Raw genomic sequence first — 16,214 nt, forward strand, 5'->3', positions numbered from 1 at the left:
ATCCAGCGCCGGCTGCAGATCGGCTACAACCGCGCCGCCTCGATCATGGAGCGGATGGAGAACGAGGGCATCGTCGGACCGGCAAACCACGCCGGCAAGCGCGAGATCCTCGTCGAAACAGGACGGGCCAGGGAAGACGAGGACTAGGAGGCCGGGTGCGGCCGAATGGCGCGAAACCGGTCCTGAAAATGCCATCAGCCCGGTGCAACTTCACCGCCGACTGACGCGTTGAACCCTTGCCGGCCCGCTTGGGCGGCACGATATTCCGCCAGAAGGCCGCCAACCGGACACCGGAGCCCCATGACCATTCTCTCGCCCATGCCAGCCCTCGCAGCCGCCACTCTGGCGCTCGCGCTGGCCTCGGGCCAGGTCTGCGCCCAGCCGCTCGACATCAAGCCGAGTGGCCAACCCGCAGTTGCCGCCCGCCCGGCACAGCGCGCGATCCCGCTGCCGCCGATCCGCCCGCCGGGCCTTGGCATGCCCCGCACCGACGCCATCCAGGCCCAGGCGGCCGTCCCAGCGCCCGCCGCCGCTCCCGCACCTGTCGTCACCGCCAACAACGAACCGCGTGCAGCAACGCCCGCCAAATCGTCCCGCCCGAGCGCACCCCTGTCGAAGGCGGAGGCGGTCGAGCGGCTGAACAGCTATTTCAACGGCTTCTCGACCTTGCAGGGCGACTTCATCCAGTTCGCCGCGGACGGACGCCGCTTCGAGGGTAAGCTCTACATCCAGCGCCCCGGCAAAATGCGCTTCGAATATCGTCCGCCCGTCACGATGGAGGTCGTCGCCGACGGCACCTCGGTCGCGATCCGCGACCGCAAGCTCGCGACCCAGGATCTCTATTCGATTGGTCAGACTCCGTTGAAGTTCCTGCTCAAGGAGCAGATGAACCTCGAGAAGGACAGCATCGTCACCGGCGTCAGCACCAAGGGCGATATCCTGTCGCTCAAGCTCGAGGACCGCTCGACGCTGGGCGGCACCTCGAAGATCACGCTGAACTTCGACCTCACCGCCAACGAGCTTCGGCAATGGGTGGTGATCGACCCGCAGGGCTACGAGACCTCGGTCTCGCTCTACAACCTCGATACGCAGCGCCGGCCCGACCAGAAGAACTTCGTGATCGACTACCAGCGCGTGCTCTGAGGCGAGAGGGTTGCGTTTCTCGTCGCAGGGAGGGGGCGAGAACTCGCCCCCTCGTTCGTGTCTAGCTTGCAGCCCCAGTCGCCTGAAACCGCCAGAACAACGCGCAGTCGGCCTCGGCTGGCAGATCTAGCATGACGATCGTGCCCGTTCTGACACGCCGCCGCAGGGCATCGCCGCGCTCCGGCGTGATCCGAAGCACGCCGCGGTCCTGCTGCGCTTGCAGCCGTGCACGCGATACGACCAACTCAGACGCCAGCAGGCGATCGAGGCGCAGGCTGGTTGGCAGCGGGACCACCAGCGCGATCGCGATCGTCGTCGGGGAATGACTGTCGCGTACGATCTCCTTGGCGATGACGACATCCGCGAATTCGTCGATGCGCGGCGATGCACGCCTCAAGGCATCGAGGTTGAAGGCTTCTGCCGAAGCCCATCGCGGATCGTTGGATTGCAGCGCCGCGAGAACCGCAGGATCGATCTCGCGAACGGCCCGGCGTTCGAACAGCGGCCGGTTCCAGGTCCTGTCGCAATCCCTGCAGTTGTAGATGAGCCAGGCGTCGAGCCTGCGACCATTGGCGTTGAGCCTGATCTTCCCGCTGGATCGAAAGGCTCGTGGTCCGCCGCATCCGCTGCAGGCAATCCAGGGCTCGGGGGCTGTCTTGGCAGTGATGGTCCATCTGACCTGAAGGGCATCGCACATGATCTCTTGGTCTTCCTCTCGGAAGTTCACCAAGGCGGTGTGCGAGAAAGCCCGGCCGGGCGCGGTATGGCGATGCTTTAGCCGATTGCAGAGCGGGAACAGCGAGAGCTGTGCTGGCAGATCTGAACAATGCCAAACCGGTCTCGCCACCACCCGACGAACATGGTCGAGGCCGGCAGCGCGTCGCTGTCAGCCTATACGGGTGAAACTGGATCGAGACCGGATTTACTTAGGCAAAGTTACCTCGGTGGACCAACGCTCTGCGGGAGCAGCAATAGCAGATGGTCGGCTCGTAAGGGAGCGTCGCCTCAGGCGCGAGGAGAACAGCGCCGGTCTGAGATATTTGTGCAACGTCATGTGGCTCGCGAGACGATCCCTCCCGCCCGGTGCTCAGCGCGCGGGGGAGGATCGGCACGAAGCCTTGCTTTTCCCGGGCTGACGACCCAGTTTCCGGCTTCCCTTTCGGCCGGAATCCCCCTGCGTGCAGCTCTCCGTCACCACCTGGAACATCAACTCGGTGCGCCTGCGCATCGGTATGGTCACCGAGTTCCTGAAGAACCACCAGCCCGACATCCTCTGCCTGCAGGAGACCAAGACACCGGACGAGCAGTTCCCGGCCAAGGCCTTTTCGGAGGCCGGCTATGTCCACCAGGCTTTCATCGGCAACAAGGGCTATAACGGCGTCGCCATCGTCTCGAAGCTGCCCTTCTCCGAGAAGGAGGCGATGGCGATGTGCGAGCGCAACGACGCCCGCCACATGACCGTCGTACTCGACCAAGGCGCCGGCGCCGCGGCCGGCATCGCCATCCATAATTTCTATATCCCGGCCGGCGGCGACATCGCCGACCCCGAGGCCAACCCGAAATTCGCCCACAAGCTGCAATTCCTCGACGCCATCGGCGTCTGGGGTGTCGCCCGCAATCCGTCGGGACGGCCGAGCATCCTCGTCGGTGATCTCAACATCGCCCCCTATGAGCACGATGTCTGGAGCCACAAGCAGCTGCTCGACGTCGTCAGCCACACGCCGATCGAGACCATGACGCTGGAGAGGCTGCGCAGCGAGCTCGGCTGGACCGACGCCGCCCGCACGCTCCGGCCCGAGCCCGAGAAGCTCTACAGCTGGTGGAGCTACCGCGCCGCCGACTGGCAGGCCTCGAATCGCGGCCGCCGGCTCGACCATATCTGGCTCTCAGACGCCCTGAAGCCGACGCTACGCGACCTCACCTTCCTGAGCGAGGCCCGCGGCTGGGAGCGCCCTTCGGATCATGTCCCGGTGACGGTGCAGCTGGAGCTCTAAGCTCAGCGCAGGTCGATTGCCCGCAGCGCCGTCCCGACCGCGGCCAGCTCGCTGTTGAATTCGTGCAGGCGTGCCGCCACCGCCGCCGCGATCGCCTGCGCCGAATCAGGTGATTCGCCCAGCACCCGACGCATCACGCTGCGCGCAAGGCGCATCACCTGAGTCGGCTCGCGCGCGATCGCGGTCACCGGCCGCTCCAGGGCCGTGAACAGCGCGAGCTCGCCGATCAGCGTGCCCGGCCCGACGATCTCGTCCGCTGGCCGGCCGTCATCCTCGCGCTTCAGCGCCACCGCGCCGGAAATCACCAGGAAAGCCCCATCCGAGCCCTCGCCGCGCCGGAACAGCACGTCGCCGGCGCGCAAGGACCTTGTCTCGGCAGCGAAGGCGAGCAGGCGCAAGGCGTCGCGATCCATCAGGCCCAGCAGCGGCTGACGGGCCAGGAGGGCGATGTCGTCGTTGAGCGACATTCAGCGCTACGGATTCAGCCGGTAGCCACCGGCATCGGTGACGAGCAGCCGCGCATTGGCGGGGTCCGGCTCGATCTTCTGGCGCAGGCGGTAGATATGGGTCTCGAGCGTGTGCGTCGTGACCTGCGAATTATAGCCCCAGACCTCCTGCAGCAGCGTCTCGCGCGCGATCGGCTTGCGGCCGGCGCGATAGAGGAAGCGCAGGATCGCCGTCTCCTTCTCGGTGAGCTTGGTCTTCGAGCCCTTGGCGCTGACCAGGAGCTTGGAACCGGGATGGAAGGTATAGGGCCCGACCTGAAAGATCGCGTCCTCACTCGCCTCGTATTGCCTCAGATGCGCACGGATGCGCGCCAGCAGCACGGCGAACTTGAACGGTTTCACCACGTAGTCGTTGGCGCCGGCCTCGAGCCCGAGCACGGTGTCGGCATCCGAGCCCTGCCCGGTCAGCATGACCACCGGGCCCTTGAAGCCGTTCTTGCGCATCAGCTTCACGGCTTCGCGGCCATCCATGTCGGGCAGGCCGACATCCATGACCACAAGGTCGATGCGCTCGGCCTGCACGGCCTTGAGACTTGCCGTCGCATTCGGCGCCGACGACACCTTGAATTCATCATAGAGCGCGAGCTGCTCGGCAAGCGCATCGCGCAAGGTCTGGTCGTCATCGACCAGCAGGATATGGTGGGTAGCAGACATGAAGGCGATTCAGCCCGTTTGCGTTGATGCAATAGTAGAGCATGTTCGGCGGAAGTGGGAGCCACCTTTGCGAACGGCTCATGCTCCAACATATTGAGTTGAGCGCAGATTCTGACTGTCCGGCGCCAGCCGGTCAAACGGAAAGCACGCTGGACGGCCGCAAATGGATGGCAGATCACGCAAGATGGATGGCCTGTGAGAAAACGTGATGATGGCGCCGCGGCCAGCCGGCGGCTGACCCGGCTCGTGGTGGTGCCCTCGGTGCGCGATCGCCGCCAGGGCTTCCTGATCGCCGGCTCCGCCGCCTTTCCCTGCGCGCTTGGCCGCTCCGGAATCCTCGTCGCCAAGCGCGAGGGCGATGGCGGCACGCCGCGAGCCAAGCTGCCGCTGCGCCGGGTGTTCTATCGCGCCGACAGGCGGCCGCGGCCATCGAGCCTGCTGCCGGTCCGTGCCATCACACCGCGCGACGCCTGGTGCGACGACCAGAACGACCGGCGCTACAACCGCCTGATCGACCGCCCGCCTGGCGAGGCCGAGGAACGGCTCGCCCGCGCCGACAATCTCTACGACGTCATCGTCGAGCTTGGCTGGAACGACGCGCCGGTCCGGCGCGGCCGTGGCAGCGCGATCTTCTGGCATCTCGCCCGGCTGGGCTTCACCCCGACGGCCGGCTGCGTCGCGGTCACCGGCGACATCTTCGGCAAGGTCCTGCCGCGGCTTGCGCGGCGCTGCGCGATCGTGGTGCGCTAACTTCTTGCAACTCGGCGCAGACCAGAGATACTGACACCGAGCACCGTCTCGCCGATCGATATCAGGAGCGCCGGACTTGAATGGGCACCGCCCCGTTCAGGTAAGGCCAGCTCCCAGCAAGAGACTGTGCCATGACTGATTCGCCTATGACCGAGATCGGCTTCGGCCGCGTCGCTGCGATGTTCCCCGTCAAGGACATGGAGCGCGCCTGCGCCTTCTATATCGGCGTCCTCCGCTTCACCAAGACCTTCGAGAACGGCCAGCCGGTCGGCTTCATGATCCTGAAGAAGGGCAAAGCCGAAATCCACCTGACCCTGCAGAAGGACCACGAGGCCGCGCCCTTCAATATCGCCCATATCATGGTCGATGATGTCGATGCCTTCCACGAGCTTTGTCGTGGCCACGGGCTGCGCATCGTCAAGGGCCTGCGCGACCAGGATTATGGGCTGCGCGCCTTCGTCTTCGAGGATCCGGACGGCAACCGCATCGATGTCGGCCAGCCGATCTAGACGACCGACGTAATAGCAGAATCAGCCGCGCGCGCCAAAGATCGCGCTGCCGACCCTGACATGGGTAGCGCCGAGCTGGATCGCTGCTTCGTAATCAGCGCTCATGCCCATCGACAGGATCGCCAGGCCGTTACGCTTGGCGATCTTGGCGAGCAGGCCGAAATGCGGCGAGGGCTGGTCCTCGGCTGGGGGAATGCACATCAGCCCGGCGATCGTCAGCCCGTAGCGGGCCCGGCACAACTCGAGGAAAGCATCAGCCTCGCCGGGCAGGACACCACCCTTCTGCGGCTCGGCGCCGGTATTGACCTGGACGATCAGCTGCGGCGCCTTGCCGGCGCGCTCGATCTCCCGCGCCAGCTCCTTGGCCAGGCTCTCGCGGTCGAGGGATTCGATCACGTCGAACAGCGTCACCGCCTCGCGCGCCTTGTTCGACTGCAGCGGCCCGATCATGTGCACCCTGGCTTGTGGGAAGCGCTCGCGCAGCTCCGGCCATTTGGCCTTGGCTTCCTGGACATAGTTCTCGCCGAAATCGATCTGCCCGGCTTCCAGAACGGGCAGGATCATCTCGACTGGCTTGGTCTTGGAGACCGCGACCAGCGTCACGGCGTCCGGCTTGCGGCCGACATCCCGCGCGGCGCGGGCGATTGCGTCCCGCGTTTCCTGAAGTCTCGCCACGACATCCGACATCTCGACCGTCCTCGCCTGGTGTGCGCCCGCCAAGCCGTTCCGAACATTGACCCGGGGGCTGCGATGGTGTCCTAGTCCGGCCCAGTCCGCTCACGCAAGAACGACACGATCAGCATGGCCGTCGAACGCTACAATCCAAAGGAAGCCGAGCCGAAATGGCGCAAGGTCTGGGATGAGCACAAGCTCTTCGAGACCCGCAACGACGATACACGGCCGCCCTACTACGTGCTCGAGATGTTCCCCTATCCGTCGGGGCGCATCCATATGGGCCATGTCCGCAACTATGCGATGGGCGACGTGGTCGCGCGCTACAAGCGCGCCAAGGGCTTCTCGGTGCTGCATCCGATGGGATGGGACGCCTTCGGCCTGCCGGCGGAGAACGCCGCCAAGGCCAACAAGGTCCATCCGCGTGACTGGACCTATGCCAATATCGCGACCATGCGCGGCCAGCTGCAGTCGATGGGCCTATCGCTCGACTGGAGCCGCGAGCTCGCCACCTGCGACGCCAGCTACTACAAGCATCAGCAGAAGCTCTTCCTCGACTTCCTCAAGGCCGGGCTGGTCGACCGCAAGACCGCCAAGGTCAACTGGGACCCGGTCGACGAGACCGTGCTCGCCAATGAGCAGGTCATCGACGGCCGTGGCTGGCGCTCGGGCGCACCGGTCGAGCTGCGCGAGCTGACGCAATGGTTCTTCCGGATCACCGCCTTCGGCGAGGAGCTGAACGACGCACTGGAGGGCCTGACCCGCTGGCCCGACAAGGTCCGGCTGATGCAGAAGAACTGGATCGGTCGTTCGGAAGGCCTGCTCGTTCGTTTCGCTCTCGAATCGAATGCGCTGAGCCAAAGCGAGGTCGAGGTCTATACGACCCGGCCCGACACGCTGTTCGGCGCCAAGTTCCTGGCGGTGGCGCCCGACCATCCGCTGGCCAAGTCCGTCGCCGAAACGAATCCGGCGCTGCAGGACTTCATCGCCGAATGCAAGAAGACCGGCACCGCCCAGGAGAACATCGACAAGGCCGAGAAGCAGGGCTTCGACACCGGGCTGCGCGCCGTCCATCCCTTTGATCCTACATGGACTTTGCCGGTCTATGTCGCGAACTTCATCCTGATGGAATATGGCACGGGCGCGATCTTCGGCTGCCCGGCGCATGACCAGCGCGACCTCGACTTCGTCAACAAGTATGGCCTCGGCAATACTCCGGTTGTCTGCCCCGAGGGCACCGACCCGGCGAGCTTCGTCATCACCGACACCGCCTATGACGGCGAGGGGCGGATGATCAATTCGCGCTTCCTCGACGGCATGACCATTCCGGAGGCGAAAGAAGAGGTCGCCCAGCGTCTGGAGGCCGATACCCTCGGCAATCGCCCGGTCGCCCAGCGCAAGGTCAATTTCCGCCTGCGCGATTGGGGCATCTCGCGCCAGCGCTACTGGGGCTGCCCGATCCCGGTGATCCATTGCGACAGCTGCGGCGTCGTGCCGGTGCCGGAGCAGGACCTGCCGGTGAAGCTCCCGGACGATGTCTCCTTCGACAAGCCCGGCAACCCGCTCGACCATCATCCGAGCTGGAAGCACGTCGCCTGCCCGCAATGCGGCCAGGCGGCGCGGCGCGAGACCGACACCATGGACACATTCGTCGATTCGTCCTGGTACTTTGCCCGCTTCACCGACCCGTGGCGGACGGACAGCCCGACCGACCGCAAGGCCGTCGATCGCTTCCTCCCGGTTGACCAGTATATCGGCGGCGTCGAGCACGCGATCCTGCACCTGCTCTATTCGCGCTTCTTCACCCGCGCGATGAAGGCGACTGGCCATACCGGGCTGGACGAGCCCTTCGCCGGCATGTTCACGCAAGGCATGGTCGTGCACGAGACCTACCGGGCCGAGGACGGCGCCTGGGTTGAACCGGGCAATGTCCGGATCGAGACTGTTGGCAATGAGCGCCGCGGCTTCGACGTCGAGACCGGTGCCCCGATCGAGATCGGCTCGATCGAGAAGATGTCGAAGTCGAAGAAGAATGTCGTCGACCCTGACGACATCATCGCCTCCTACGGCGCCGACACCGCCCGCTGGTTCATGCTCTCCGATTCGCCGCCAGACCGCGACGTTATCTGGAGCGATGAAGGCGTGCAGGGCGCAGCCCGCTTCGTGCAGCGGCTGTGGCGCCTCGTCGCCGAGATCGGCGAGCGCGTCGGCGGCCAGCCTGCGCACCCGGCTTCGTTCTCGGAGCCGGCGCTCGCCTTGCGTAAGGCGAGCCACCGCGCTTTGCACGCCGTCGGCGCCGACATCGAGCGGCTCGCCTTCAACCGCTGCATCGCGCACGTCTACACACTGACAAATGCCATCGGCAAAGCGCTCGACGCGGCCGCCGAATCGGCGGATGTCCCCGCGGACATCGCCTTCGCGCTGCATGAATCCGCCATGATCGCCACGCAGCTTGTCGCGCCGATGATGCCGCATCTGGCCGAGGAGTGCTGGCAGGCCCTGAGGCTGCCCGGCCTTGCCGGCGAGGCTGCCTGGCCCGAATCGGAAACGGATTTGTTACAGGATGACAGCAAGATCCTGCCAGTACAGGTCAACGGCAAGAAGCGGGCGGAGGTGACGGTGCCTGCCGATGCCGATACGGTGGCAGTCGAGGCGATCGTGCGCGCCTCCGAGGCTGTCGCCAGGGCTCTCGAGAACCGGCCGATCCGCAAGGTGATCGTGGTGCCGGGGAGGATCGTGAATGTCGTCGTCTGAGACCGGCACCATGACGCGCCGTCGTCCATTGGCGCTCGCAGCTGCCCTTGCTTTCGCCGCGCTTGCTGGCGGCTGCTTCCAGCCGCTCTACGGCGAAGGCACGGTCAGCAAGGTCGGCGGCAATGTCCGCAATGCCATGCTCGGCATCGACGTGCCGGAGATCAGGGGCCTGGTCGGGCATTATCTGCGCAATGAGCTCGTCTTCGAGTTCGATGGCGGCGGCGCCCCCGATCGCCAGAAGATCTTGAAGCTCAGCGCGAACACGAGCGAAACGCTCGAGGTCATCACGGTCGACTACGCCAACGGCCGTGCCGATTCGGCCGTCCTGGTCGCCACCGCCGATTGGCAGCTCACCCGCACCGGCTCGAACGAGGTCGTCGCCTCCGGCCAGAGTGTCGTCCGCGCGCCTTACGAGCGCTCGCAGCAGCGTTTCGCCTCGCTGCGCGCTGCGCGCGACGCCCAGGTCCGCGCCGCCAAGGAGCTCGCCCAGCTGATCAAGGCCCGGGTCGCCGCTGCGCTCGTCGCCGGCTGAGCCGATGGCGACGATCAAGGCGCATGAGGCGGATCGCGCGCTTGCGCGCCCCGATCCCGCCTGGCGCCTGTTCTTGTTCTACGGCCCGGACGCCGGGCTCATCTCTGAGCGGGCCGCTGCACTGGCCCGCGGCAGCGTCGACGACCCGCAGGACGCCTTCCAGCTGATCCGTATGGATGGCGACGACGTCGCATCGGACCCGCTGAAACTTGTCGACGAAGCCAATACGATCGGCCTGTTCGGCGGACGCCGCGCGATCCGCGTTTCCCCGACCTCACGCCCGCTGGCCGCTGCGGTCGAGCCTCTTCTGGCGACACCGTCACAGGACGCGATCGTGATCGTCGAGGCCGGCGACCTGCAGAAGACCAACCCGCTGCGGACGGCCTGCGAACGGGCAAGATCGGCGCTCGCCGTGCCTTGCTATGGTGATGCCGCGCGCGATCTCGGCACGATCGTCGACGAGATGGCGCGGGCGGCCGGCAAGAGCATCGACCGGTCTACGCGCGATCTCCTCACCAGCCTGCTTGGCGGCGACCGCCAGACCTCTCGGCAGGAGATCGACAAGCTGATCATCTATGCCGGCAGCGACGCGGCCCTGACAGCTGCCCATGTCGAAGCAGTCGTCGGCGATACCGCCCAGCGCGAGCAGGCGGGCGTAGTCGACGCGGTCTTCGCCGGCCGCTTGCCCAGCCTCGATCTGGCACTCGCCAAACTGGCCGGCGAGGGGCTCGACCAAGGCGTTCTGCTCGGCGCCGTCCTGCGTCATGCCCTCGCCTTGCTGAAGGCGAAGCTCGCCATCGAGGGCGGCAAGCCAGCGCGTGAAGCGGTCGGTGCCATGCGCCTTCCCTACCCGCGGATCGCCACAGCGGAAGCGGCGCTCAACACCTGGCCGGCGGCGAAGCTGCGCGATGCGGTGACGATCCTGGGCACCGCGATGTTGGCGGTGCGCCGCGATGGCGATATGGCCAAGCCGATCGCCGCCCGTGCGCTCTGGACTCTGAGCCGAATGGGCGGCAGGGGGCGCTGATCAGGCCTTCAAGCGCCGGCAGAGCGCATCAAGCTGCTCCAGCGTCTTGTAGCTGATCTTCATCTCGCCGCCGCCATTGGCGCGATGCTGGATCGTGACGCCGAGCCCGAGCGCTTCTTCCAGTGCCTTTTCGACCGCACGCGTATCCGGATCCTTTTCCGGCTTCGGAGCGGCGGCCCGCACGGGCTTGTTCTCGCTGCGAGCTTCGTCTTGGCCCAGCCGTTCGACGTCGCGGACCGTAAGTCCTTGCTCAACAACACGCTTTGCGACCTGTTCCGGGTCCGAAACGGCAAGGAGAGCACGAGCATGGCCGGCCGAGACTGAGCCTTCGCTGACCAGCTGCTTGACCGGCTCCGGCAATTTGCTCAGCCGCAGTGTGTTCGCCACATGTGAACGGCTCTTGCCGATCACCTTGGCGAGGTCATTCTGCGTGTAGTCGAACTCGGCGATCAGCCGCTCATAGCCGGCCGCCTCTTCCATCGCGTTGAGATCGGCGCGCTGGACGTTCTCGACGATCGCGATTTCGAGCGCCTCGCGATCATTGGCTTCGACCAGGATGACCGGGACGTCATGAAGTTCGGCCCGCTGCGCCGCCCGCCAGCGCCGCTCGCCGGCAATGATCTCGTAGGCATCGATCATGCCCGGGATCGAACGCACGATGATCGGCTGCAGGATGCCGCGCTCGCGTACCGAAGCGGCGAGATCCTCCAGCTCGGCTTCCGCGAATGCCTTGCGGGGGTTGCGCGCATTCGGACGCAAGAACTCGACCGGAACCTTGCGCTGCCCCCGCGCCCGCTCGATCGCGCCGATTTCCTCGCCGACATCGCCGATCAGCGCAGCCAGACCCCGGCCAAGACGCGAACGCCCCTGTTCCTCGACCATTGCCATTCCTCTTGAACCTTCCTGTACCGATCAAGCGGCGCGCAGCGTGCGCTCGCGCTTGATCACCTCCGAGGCCAGCTTCAGATAGGCCTGCGAACCGGCGCAGCGCAGATCGTAGAGCAGCGCCGGCTTGCCATAGGACGGCGCCTCCGAGATCCGCACATTGCGCGGAATCACAGTCTCGTAGACTTTATCGCCGAGAAAATGGCGGACATCGGCCATGACCTGGCCGGAGAGGTTATTGCGCGGGTCGTACATGGTCAGCACCACGCCCTGAATGACCAGACGTGGATTCAGGCCGGCACGGACCTGCTCGACCGTCTTGAGCAGCTGGCTGAGACCCTCCAGTGCAAAGAACTCGCATTGCAGCGGCACCAGCACCGCATCCGCCGCCGTCATGGCGTTGATGGTGATCAGGCTGAGCGAGGGCGGGCAATCGATCAGGATATAGGTCAGGTCGCTGCAGCGCTGATCGTCGACCAGTTCGTCGATCGCCTTTTTCAGGCGCGCAGCGCGATCCTTGGCGCTGGCAATCTCGAGCTCGACACCCAGAAGGTCGAGCGTCGACGGCGCCAGGAACAGATTGGGAACAGCCGTGGCCTGCATCGCCATGCCGAGCCCGATATCGCCGCAGAGCACGTCATAGGTCGACGCTTTCCGGCTCTTTCGATCGACGCCGAGTCCAGTTGAGGCATTGCCTTGCGGATCGAGGTCGATGATCAGCACCTTCTCGCCGATAGCGGCGAGGGCGGTGCCCAGATTGATCGCGGTCGTGGTCTTGCCGACCCCGCCCTTTTGATTGGCGAGCGCCAGCACGCGCGGCCGCGCGGCAGGAAGTGTGATAGAGCGAGAATCGGTCATCAATCGGCCCGTTTCTCGGCGCCGCTGATCACCAGGATGGCGGCCGCCGAATCCGTTACGGATGGAAACGTTGTGGCCTGAATCTTCCAATATTTAGCCGCGGCGGTCAATTCCGCCTCTAGATGTTGTCCCTTGGGAAAGACTCCCGTCACCCCGGTTCTCAACAGCTCTTTGCACCAGTCGAGGAGCAGCGGCAGCGGTGCCAGCGCTCGCGCCGTCACTGCCTCGACCTTGCCGGCGAAGCCGTCGACGACATCTTCGATCCGGGCGTTGTGAACCGTCACCGGTGCGCCGGTCATTCGGGCGGCATGGCGCAGGAACGCGCATTTGCGGGCATTGCTCTCGACCAGGTCGATATGGCCGCCCAGCTCGGCGAGCTGGATGCCGAGCACGAGCCCGGGAAAACCGCCGCCCGAACCAAGATCGAGCCAGCGCCGCGCCGGTGGCGCATAAGCGAGCAATTGCAGGGAATCGGCGATGTGTCGGGTCCAGACCTCATCGAGCGTCGCGCCCGACACCAGGTTCTTCGCCTGCTGCCAGCGCTGGAGCTCGCCGACCAGAATGGCGAGGCGCTCCTCTGTTTCACGTGAAACAGGCGTCAAGCGAAAAGCACGGAGACGGTCGGAGTTATCCGCCTTATCAACAGAACTCACAGGCTCATGCCTCGACGCTAGCGCTGCGCGCGACCTGACGCTTGCGCGCATGTGCGGCCAACAAGGTCAAGGCCGCTGGCGTCATGCCTTCGATCCGGCCCGCCTGCGCCAGATTGCTCGGCCACGCCGCGCGCAGCTTCAGCCGCAATTCATTCGACAGTCCCGAGATCCCATCGAGGTCGAGATCCTCCGGCAGCGCCAAAGCCTGGTCGCGCTGGTAGGAATCGATCTCTGCCGCCTGCCGGTCCAGATAGACCGCATAGGTCGCGTCCGCTGCAACGCGCGCCCGCACTGTCTCGGAGAAATCAGCAAAGTCGGGCCAGATCCGAAACAAGGCATCGAAATCGACTGCCGGGTAGGACAGGATCTGGAAAGCCGAACGCCTGATCCCGTCGCGATTGAGCCCCAACCCAGCCACCGCCGCTTCATTTGGCGACAAGGTTCGCTCACGTAAGAGTTCGGTAAGCTTAACGATCTGTGACAGCCGACGCTCGTAGCGCTCCTGCCGGACGCGACCGACGACGCCGAGCTCGATGCCGAGCCGCGTCAAGCGCTCATCGGCATTGTCCACTCGCAGCGACAGCCGAAACTCCGCGCGCGAAGTGAACATTCGATACGGTTCCGTAACGCCACGCGTCACCAGATCGTCAACCATCACGCCGATATAGGATTGCATCCGGTCCAGGCTGACCGGCTCCCTGCCGCCCGCGCGACGTGCTGCGTTGAGCCCGGCGAGCAGGCCCTGCGCCGCTGCCTCTTCATACCCTGTGGTGCCGTTGATCTGGCCGGCCAGGAAGAGGCCAGCTATCGCCCGCGTCTCCAGTGTCGGCTTGAGCGCACGCGGATCGACATAGTCGTATTCGATCGCATAACCCGGCCGCAGCATCACGGCGCGTTCCAGGCCGGGAATCGTCTCGAGAAGGCCGAGCTGGACATCCTCCGGCAGCGAAGTCGAGATCCCGTTCGGATAGACCGTGGGATCGTCGAGGCCCTCGGGTTCCAGGAAGATCTGATGGCCGTCGCGATCGCCGAAACGGCCGACCTTGTCCTCGATCGACGGGCAATAGCGTGGCCCCCGTCCCTCGATCTGGCCGGAGAACATCGGCGCCCGGTGCAGATTGGCCCGGATCAGGTCGTGCGTCGCCAGCGTCGTCCGGGTCACGCCACAGCTGATCTGCGGCGTGGTGATCGCCTCGGTCATGGCGGAGAACGGCTCCGGCGGGTCGTCGCCCGGCTGCATCTCCAAGCTGGCCCAATCGATCGTGCGGCCGTCCAGCCGCGGCGGCGTCCCGGTCTTCAACCGGCCGATCGGAAAGCCATGGCGTTCCAATGTGGCGGAGAGGCCGAGCGACGGCGACTCGCCGACGCGCCCGGCTGGAATTTTCTTTTCGCCGATATGGATCAGGCCGCGCAGGAAGGTGCCAGTGGTGAGCACCACCGTTCCGCAGGCGAATCGACGCTCATCGGCAAGGACGACGCCAGCGACTTGGCCGGCGACGATCTCCAGATCGAATGCCTCGCCCTCGATCAGAGTCAGATCGGCTTGGGCGGCGAGGGCCGCTTGCACCGCCTCGCGATAGAGCTTGCGGTCGGCCTGGGCGCGGGGCCCGCGCACCGCCGGACCCTTGCGCCGGTTGAGCATGCGGAACTGGATGCCGCCCTGATCGGCGCAGCGGGCCATGATCCCGTCGAGCGCGTCGATCTCGCGGACGAGATGACCCTTGCCGAGCCCACCGATCGCCGGATTGCACGACATCGCCCCGACGGTCGCGATCTGCTGGGTGATCAGGGCCGTCCTGGCACCGGCGCGCGCCGCCGCAGCCGCGGCTTCCGCCCCGGCATGGCCGCCGCCCACCACGACGACATCGTAGTGCCCGTTCGCCTGCGCATTCGACATGAGCAGTTCGCTAGCCAAGCCTGACCGCGAGGTCAATGAAAACCGCCTATTTGCCGATGCAGAAGCCGGAAAACAGGCTGTCGAGCACATCCTCGACATCGACCTTGCCGATCAGCCGCTCCAGCCCCCTGACTGCGACGCGTAGTTCTTCCGCGATCAGCTCAGGCTGTTCATGCGGGAGCAGGATAGCGCGTTCGATCGCAGCGGCAGCATCCGCCACCGCGGCACGCTGCCGTTCGCGCGTGACGAGCGCCGGCTCCGCCTGGCCGAGCTTGCCGAGGCGAGACGCGATGAGCGCGATCAACTCCGGTAGTCCTGCCCCGGTCACGGTGGACACACCGACCTCATCGGCGGCAGCACTACCGCCAAGATCGAGCTTCGTTGCGACAGCGATCTCGGTAGTGCCGGCAACGCTTTGTTCCGGCTCCGAATCGGGCGACCGCAACCGCAGCACCAGATCGGCATGGGCCGCTTTCTGTCGGGCGCGCCGCACACCTTCCGCTTCGATCTCGTCGCGGCTCTCGCGCAAGCCCGCCGTATCGACCAGCACGACGGGAATGCCGCCCAGATCGAGCCTGACTTCGATGGCGTCCCGGGTCGTACCGGCAATCGGCGAGACGATCGCGACATCCCGACGTGCCAACGCATTCAACAGGCTCGACTTGCCGGCATTGGGCGGACCAGCGAGGACCACGACAAAGCCTTCCCGAACCCTCTCACCGGCCGCGAAACTACCAAGCGCTACCCGTAGACTACCGAGTACGCCCTGCACGCTGGCTACCGCCTCGGCAATCAGCGGACCGCCGACATCGCCCTCATCGGAAAAATCGATCTCGGCCTCGAGCAGCACCATCGCCTTGATCAGCGCGCTCCGCCATTCACTCGCCGCCTGGCCGAGCGCGCCTTCCATCTGCCGCAGTGCCTGCCTGCGCTGCCATTCCGTCTCCGAATCGATCAGATCGGCCAACCCCTCGACCGCTGCCAGGTCGAGCTTGCCAGCTTCGAAAGCGCGGCGGGTGAACTCGCCGGCTTCCGCCAGGCGCAAACCGGGCAGGGCGGCCAACACCGCCAACAAGCGCGACAGCACCGCCCGCGAGCCATGGATATGAAACTCGGCAACATCCTCGCCGGTAAAGCTTGCTGGCCCTGGGAAGAACAGCACGAGACCATGATCGATGATCGCGCCAGCGGGATCGCGCAGCGCCCGATAGGCGGCCTTGCGCACCTCCGGTACCGATCCAGCAATTGTTTCGATGGCGAATCGGACGCGCTCGCCTGAAACCCGGACCACCGCGACACCGGCGCGTCCAGCACCGGAGGACAGCGCCACAATCGTCGGATAGGCTTTCACTGCTCGATACCGCCAGGGCTGGAGTTCCG

General features: G+C 65.7%; 17 protein-coding genes. 8 read left to right on the forward strand and 9 right to left on the reverse strand.

The window, feature by feature from the left end:
* Together AC07O0_RS14570 and AC07O0_RS14575 are read left to right on the forward strand one after the other, a co-directional pair.
* A partial coding sequence (locus AC07O0_RS14570; protein WP_485848457.1) for a DNA translocase FtsK occupies positions 1 to 147 on the forward strand: 147 nt, incomplete at its 5' end.
* A gap of 153 nt (positions 148 to 300) precedes the next feature.
* Positions 301 to 1,143: an outer-membrane lipoprotein carrier protein LolA gene (locus AC07O0_RS14575; protein ID WP_494624249.1), complete on the forward strand. Its 843-nt coding sequence runs from the start codon at positions 301 to 303 to the stop codon at positions 1,141 to 1,143.
* A gap of 61 nt (positions 1,144 to 1,204) precedes the next feature.
* On the opposite strand, the gene AC07O0_RS14580 is transcribed toward AC07O0_RS14575, so the two are convergent.
* Positions 1,205 to 1,840: a DUF1062 domain-containing protein gene (locus AC07O0_RS14580; RefSeq protein WP_494624251.1), complete on the reverse strand. Its 636-nt coding sequence runs from the start codon at positions 1,838 to 1,840 to the stop codon at positions 1,205 to 1,207.
* Positions 1,841 to 2,321: 481 nt separating this feature from the next.
* Between AC07O0_RS14580 and xth the strand changes: the two genes are divergently transcribed.
* A complete protein-coding gene (xth, locus tag AC07O0_RS14585; protein ID WP_494624253.1) occupies positions 2,322 to 3,137 on the forward strand; it encodes an exodeoxyribonuclease III in 816 nt (271 codons plus the stop codon).
* Positions 3,138 to 3,139: 2 nt separating this feature from the next.
* Here the strand turns inward: xth and AC07O0_RS14590 are convergent, their stop codons facing one another.
* Both AC07O0_RS14590 and AC07O0_RS14595 read right to left on the reverse strand, forming a co-directional pair.
* Complete coding sequence (locus AC07O0_RS14590) at positions 3,140 to 3,604, reverse strand: cyclic nucleotide-binding domain-containing protein (protein ID WP_494624255.1); 465 nt, start codon at positions 3,602 to 3,604, stop codon at positions 3,140 to 3,142.
* A gap of 6 nt (positions 3,605 to 3,610) precedes the next feature.
* Positions 3,611 to 4,297: a response regulator transcription factor gene (locus AC07O0_RS14595; protein WP_110493338.1), complete on the reverse strand. Its 687-nt coding sequence runs from the start codon at positions 4,295 to 4,297 to the stop codon at positions 3,611 to 3,613.
* 195 nt (positions 4,298 to 4,492) lie between these two features.
* Here AC07O0_RS14595 and AC07O0_RS14600 point away from each other — a divergent pair, with 195 nt between their 5' ends.
* Positions 4,493 to 5,047, forward strand: coding sequence for a L,D-transpeptidase family protein (locus tag AC07O0_RS14600; RefSeq protein WP_494624258.1), 555 nt, complete (start codon positions 4,493 to 4,495; stop codon positions 5,045 to 5,047).
* 131 nt (positions 5,048 to 5,178) lie between these two features.
* Positions 5,179 to 5,556 carry a VOC family protein gene (locus AC07O0_RS14605; RefSeq protein WP_494624260.1) on the forward strand — a complete coding sequence of 126 codons (378 nt, stop codon included), beginning with the start codon at positions 5,179 to 5,181 and terminating at the stop codon, positions 5,554 to 5,556.
* A gap of 21 nt (positions 5,557 to 5,577) precedes the next feature.
* Here the strand turns inward: AC07O0_RS14605 and AC07O0_RS14610 are convergent, their stop codons facing one another.
* On the reverse strand, positions 5,578 to 6,243 hold the full coding sequence (locus tag AC07O0_RS14610) for a YggS family pyridoxal phosphate-dependent enzyme (RefSeq protein WP_494624262.1): 666 nt from the start codon (positions 6,241 to 6,243) through the stop codon (positions 5,578 to 5,580).
* 114 nt (positions 6,244 to 6,357) lie between these two features.
* On the opposite strand from AC07O0_RS14610, the gene leuS reads away from it, so the two are divergent.
* The 3 genes from leuS to holA are packed head-to-tail and all read left to right on the forward strand — an operon-like array spanning position 6,358 to position 10,541.
* Positions 6,358 to 8,982, forward strand: coding sequence for a leucine--tRNA ligase (gene leuS, locus AC07O0_RS14615; RefSeq protein WP_494624264.1), 2,625 nt, complete (start codon positions 6,358 to 6,360; stop codon positions 8,980 to 8,982).
* Between the two features lie 10 nt (positions 8,983 to 8,992).
* Positions 8,993 to 9,514 (forward strand): LPS assembly lipoprotein LptE, encoded by a 522-nt coding sequence (lptE, locus tag AC07O0_RS14620; protein ID WP_494624266.1) that lies wholly within the window; start codon positions 8,993 to 8,995, stop codon positions 9,512 to 9,514.
* Between the two features lie 4 nt (positions 9,515 to 9,518).
* Complete coding sequence (holA, locus tag AC07O0_RS14625) at positions 9,519 to 10,541, forward strand: DNA polymerase III subunit delta (RefSeq protein WP_494624268.1); 1,023 nt, start codon at positions 9,519 to 9,521, stop codon at positions 10,539 to 10,541.
* Here holA and AC07O0_RS14630 read toward each other — a convergent pair whose 3' ends face one another.
* Genes AC07O0_RS14630 through mnmE form a run of 5 tightly spaced genes read right to left on the reverse strand, consistent with a single transcriptional unit; the run spans position 10,542 to position 16,185 of the window.
* The gene (locus AC07O0_RS14630; RefSeq protein WP_494624270.1) at positions 10,542 to 11,423 is read right to left on the reverse strand and encodes a ParB/RepB/Spo0J family partition protein; all 882 of its coding nucleotides are present in this window, start codon (positions 11,421 to 11,423) and stop codon (positions 10,542 to 10,544) included.
* Between the two features lie 30 nt (positions 11,424 to 11,453).
* On the reverse strand, positions 11,454 to 12,284 hold the full coding sequence (locus tag AC07O0_RS14635) for a ParA family protein (RefSeq protein ID WP_494624272.1): 831 nt from the start codon (positions 12,282 to 12,284) through the stop codon (positions 11,454 to 11,456).
* Positions 12,284 to 12,886 (reverse strand): 16S rRNA (guanine(527)-N(7))-methyltransferase RsmG, encoded by a 603-nt coding sequence (rsmG, locus tag AC07O0_RS14640; protein WP_494624274.1) that lies wholly within the window; start codon positions 12,884 to 12,886, stop codon positions 12,284 to 12,286. Before rsmG ends, AC07O0_RS14635 begins: the two co-directional genes overlap by 1 nt.
* 55 nt (positions 12,887 to 12,941) lie before the next feature.
* Positions 12,942 to 14,834, reverse strand: coding sequence for a tRNA uridine-5-carboxymethylaminomethyl(34) synthesis enzyme MnmG (gene mnmG / locus AC07O0_RS14645; protein ID WP_494624276.1), 1,893 nt, complete (start codon positions 14,832 to 14,834; stop codon positions 12,942 to 12,944).
* A 46-nt stretch (positions 14,835 to 14,880) separates the two neighbouring features.
* Positions 14,881 to 16,185, reverse strand: coding sequence for a tRNA uridine-5-carboxymethylaminomethyl(34) synthesis GTPase MnmE (gene mnmE / locus AC07O0_RS14650; protein WP_494624278.1), 1,305 nt, complete (start codon positions 16,183 to 16,185; stop codon positions 14,881 to 14,883).
* Positions 16,186 to 16,214 lie beyond the last annotated feature (29 nt).

The organism is Allobosea sp. GW821-FHT10B12, from assembly GCF_059415545.1.

Bases quoted from the DNA above. Each gene is read 5' to 3' on its own strand.
- AC07O0_RS14575 (WP_494624249.1), top strand. From the start codon at position 301: ATGACCATTCTCTCGCCCATGCCAGCCCTCGCAGCCGCCACTCTGGCG.
- AC07O0_RS14580 (WP_494624251.1), bottom strand. From the start codon at position 1,840: ATGTGCGATGCCCTTCAGGTCAGATGGACCATCACTGCCAAGACAGCC.
- AC07O0_RS14590 (WP_494624255.1), bottom strand. From the start codon at position 3,604: ATGTCGCTCAACGACGACATCGCCCTCCTGGCCCGTCAGCCGCTGCTG.
- AC07O0_RS14595 (WP_110493338.1), bottom strand. From the start codon at position 4,297: ATGTCTGCTACCCACCATATCCTGCTGGTCGATGACGACCAGACCTTG.
- AC07O0_RS14605 (WP_494624260.1), top strand. From the start codon at position 5,179: ATGACTGATTCGCCTATGACCGAGATCGGCTTCGGCCGCGTCGCTGCG.
- AC07O0_RS14610 (WP_494624262.1), bottom strand. From the start codon at position 6,243: ATGTCGGATGTCGTGGCGAGACTTCAGGAAACGCGGGACGCAATCGCC.
- leuS (WP_494624264.1), top strand. From the start codon at position 6,358: ATGGCCGTCGAACGCTACAATCCAAAGGAAGCCGAGCCGAAATGGCGC.
- lptE (WP_494624266.1), top strand. From the start codon at position 8,993: ATGACGCGCCGTCGTCCATTGGCGCTCGCAGCTGCCCTTGCTTTCGCC.
- holA (WP_494624268.1), top strand. From the start codon at position 9,519: ATGGCGACGATCAAGGCGCATGAGGCGGATCGCGCGCTTGCGCGCCCC.
- AC07O0_RS14630 (WP_494624270.1), bottom strand. From the start codon at position 11,423: ATGGTCGAGGAACAGGGGCGTTCGCGTCTTGGCCGGGGTCTGGCTGCG.
- AC07O0_RS14635 (WP_494624272.1), bottom strand. From the start codon at position 12,284: ATGACCGATTCTCGCTCTATCACACTTCCTGCCGCGCGGCCGCGCGTG.
- mnmG (WP_494624276.1), bottom strand. From the start codon at position 14,834: ATGTCGAATGCGCAGGCGAACGGGCACTACGATGTCGTCGTGGTGGGC.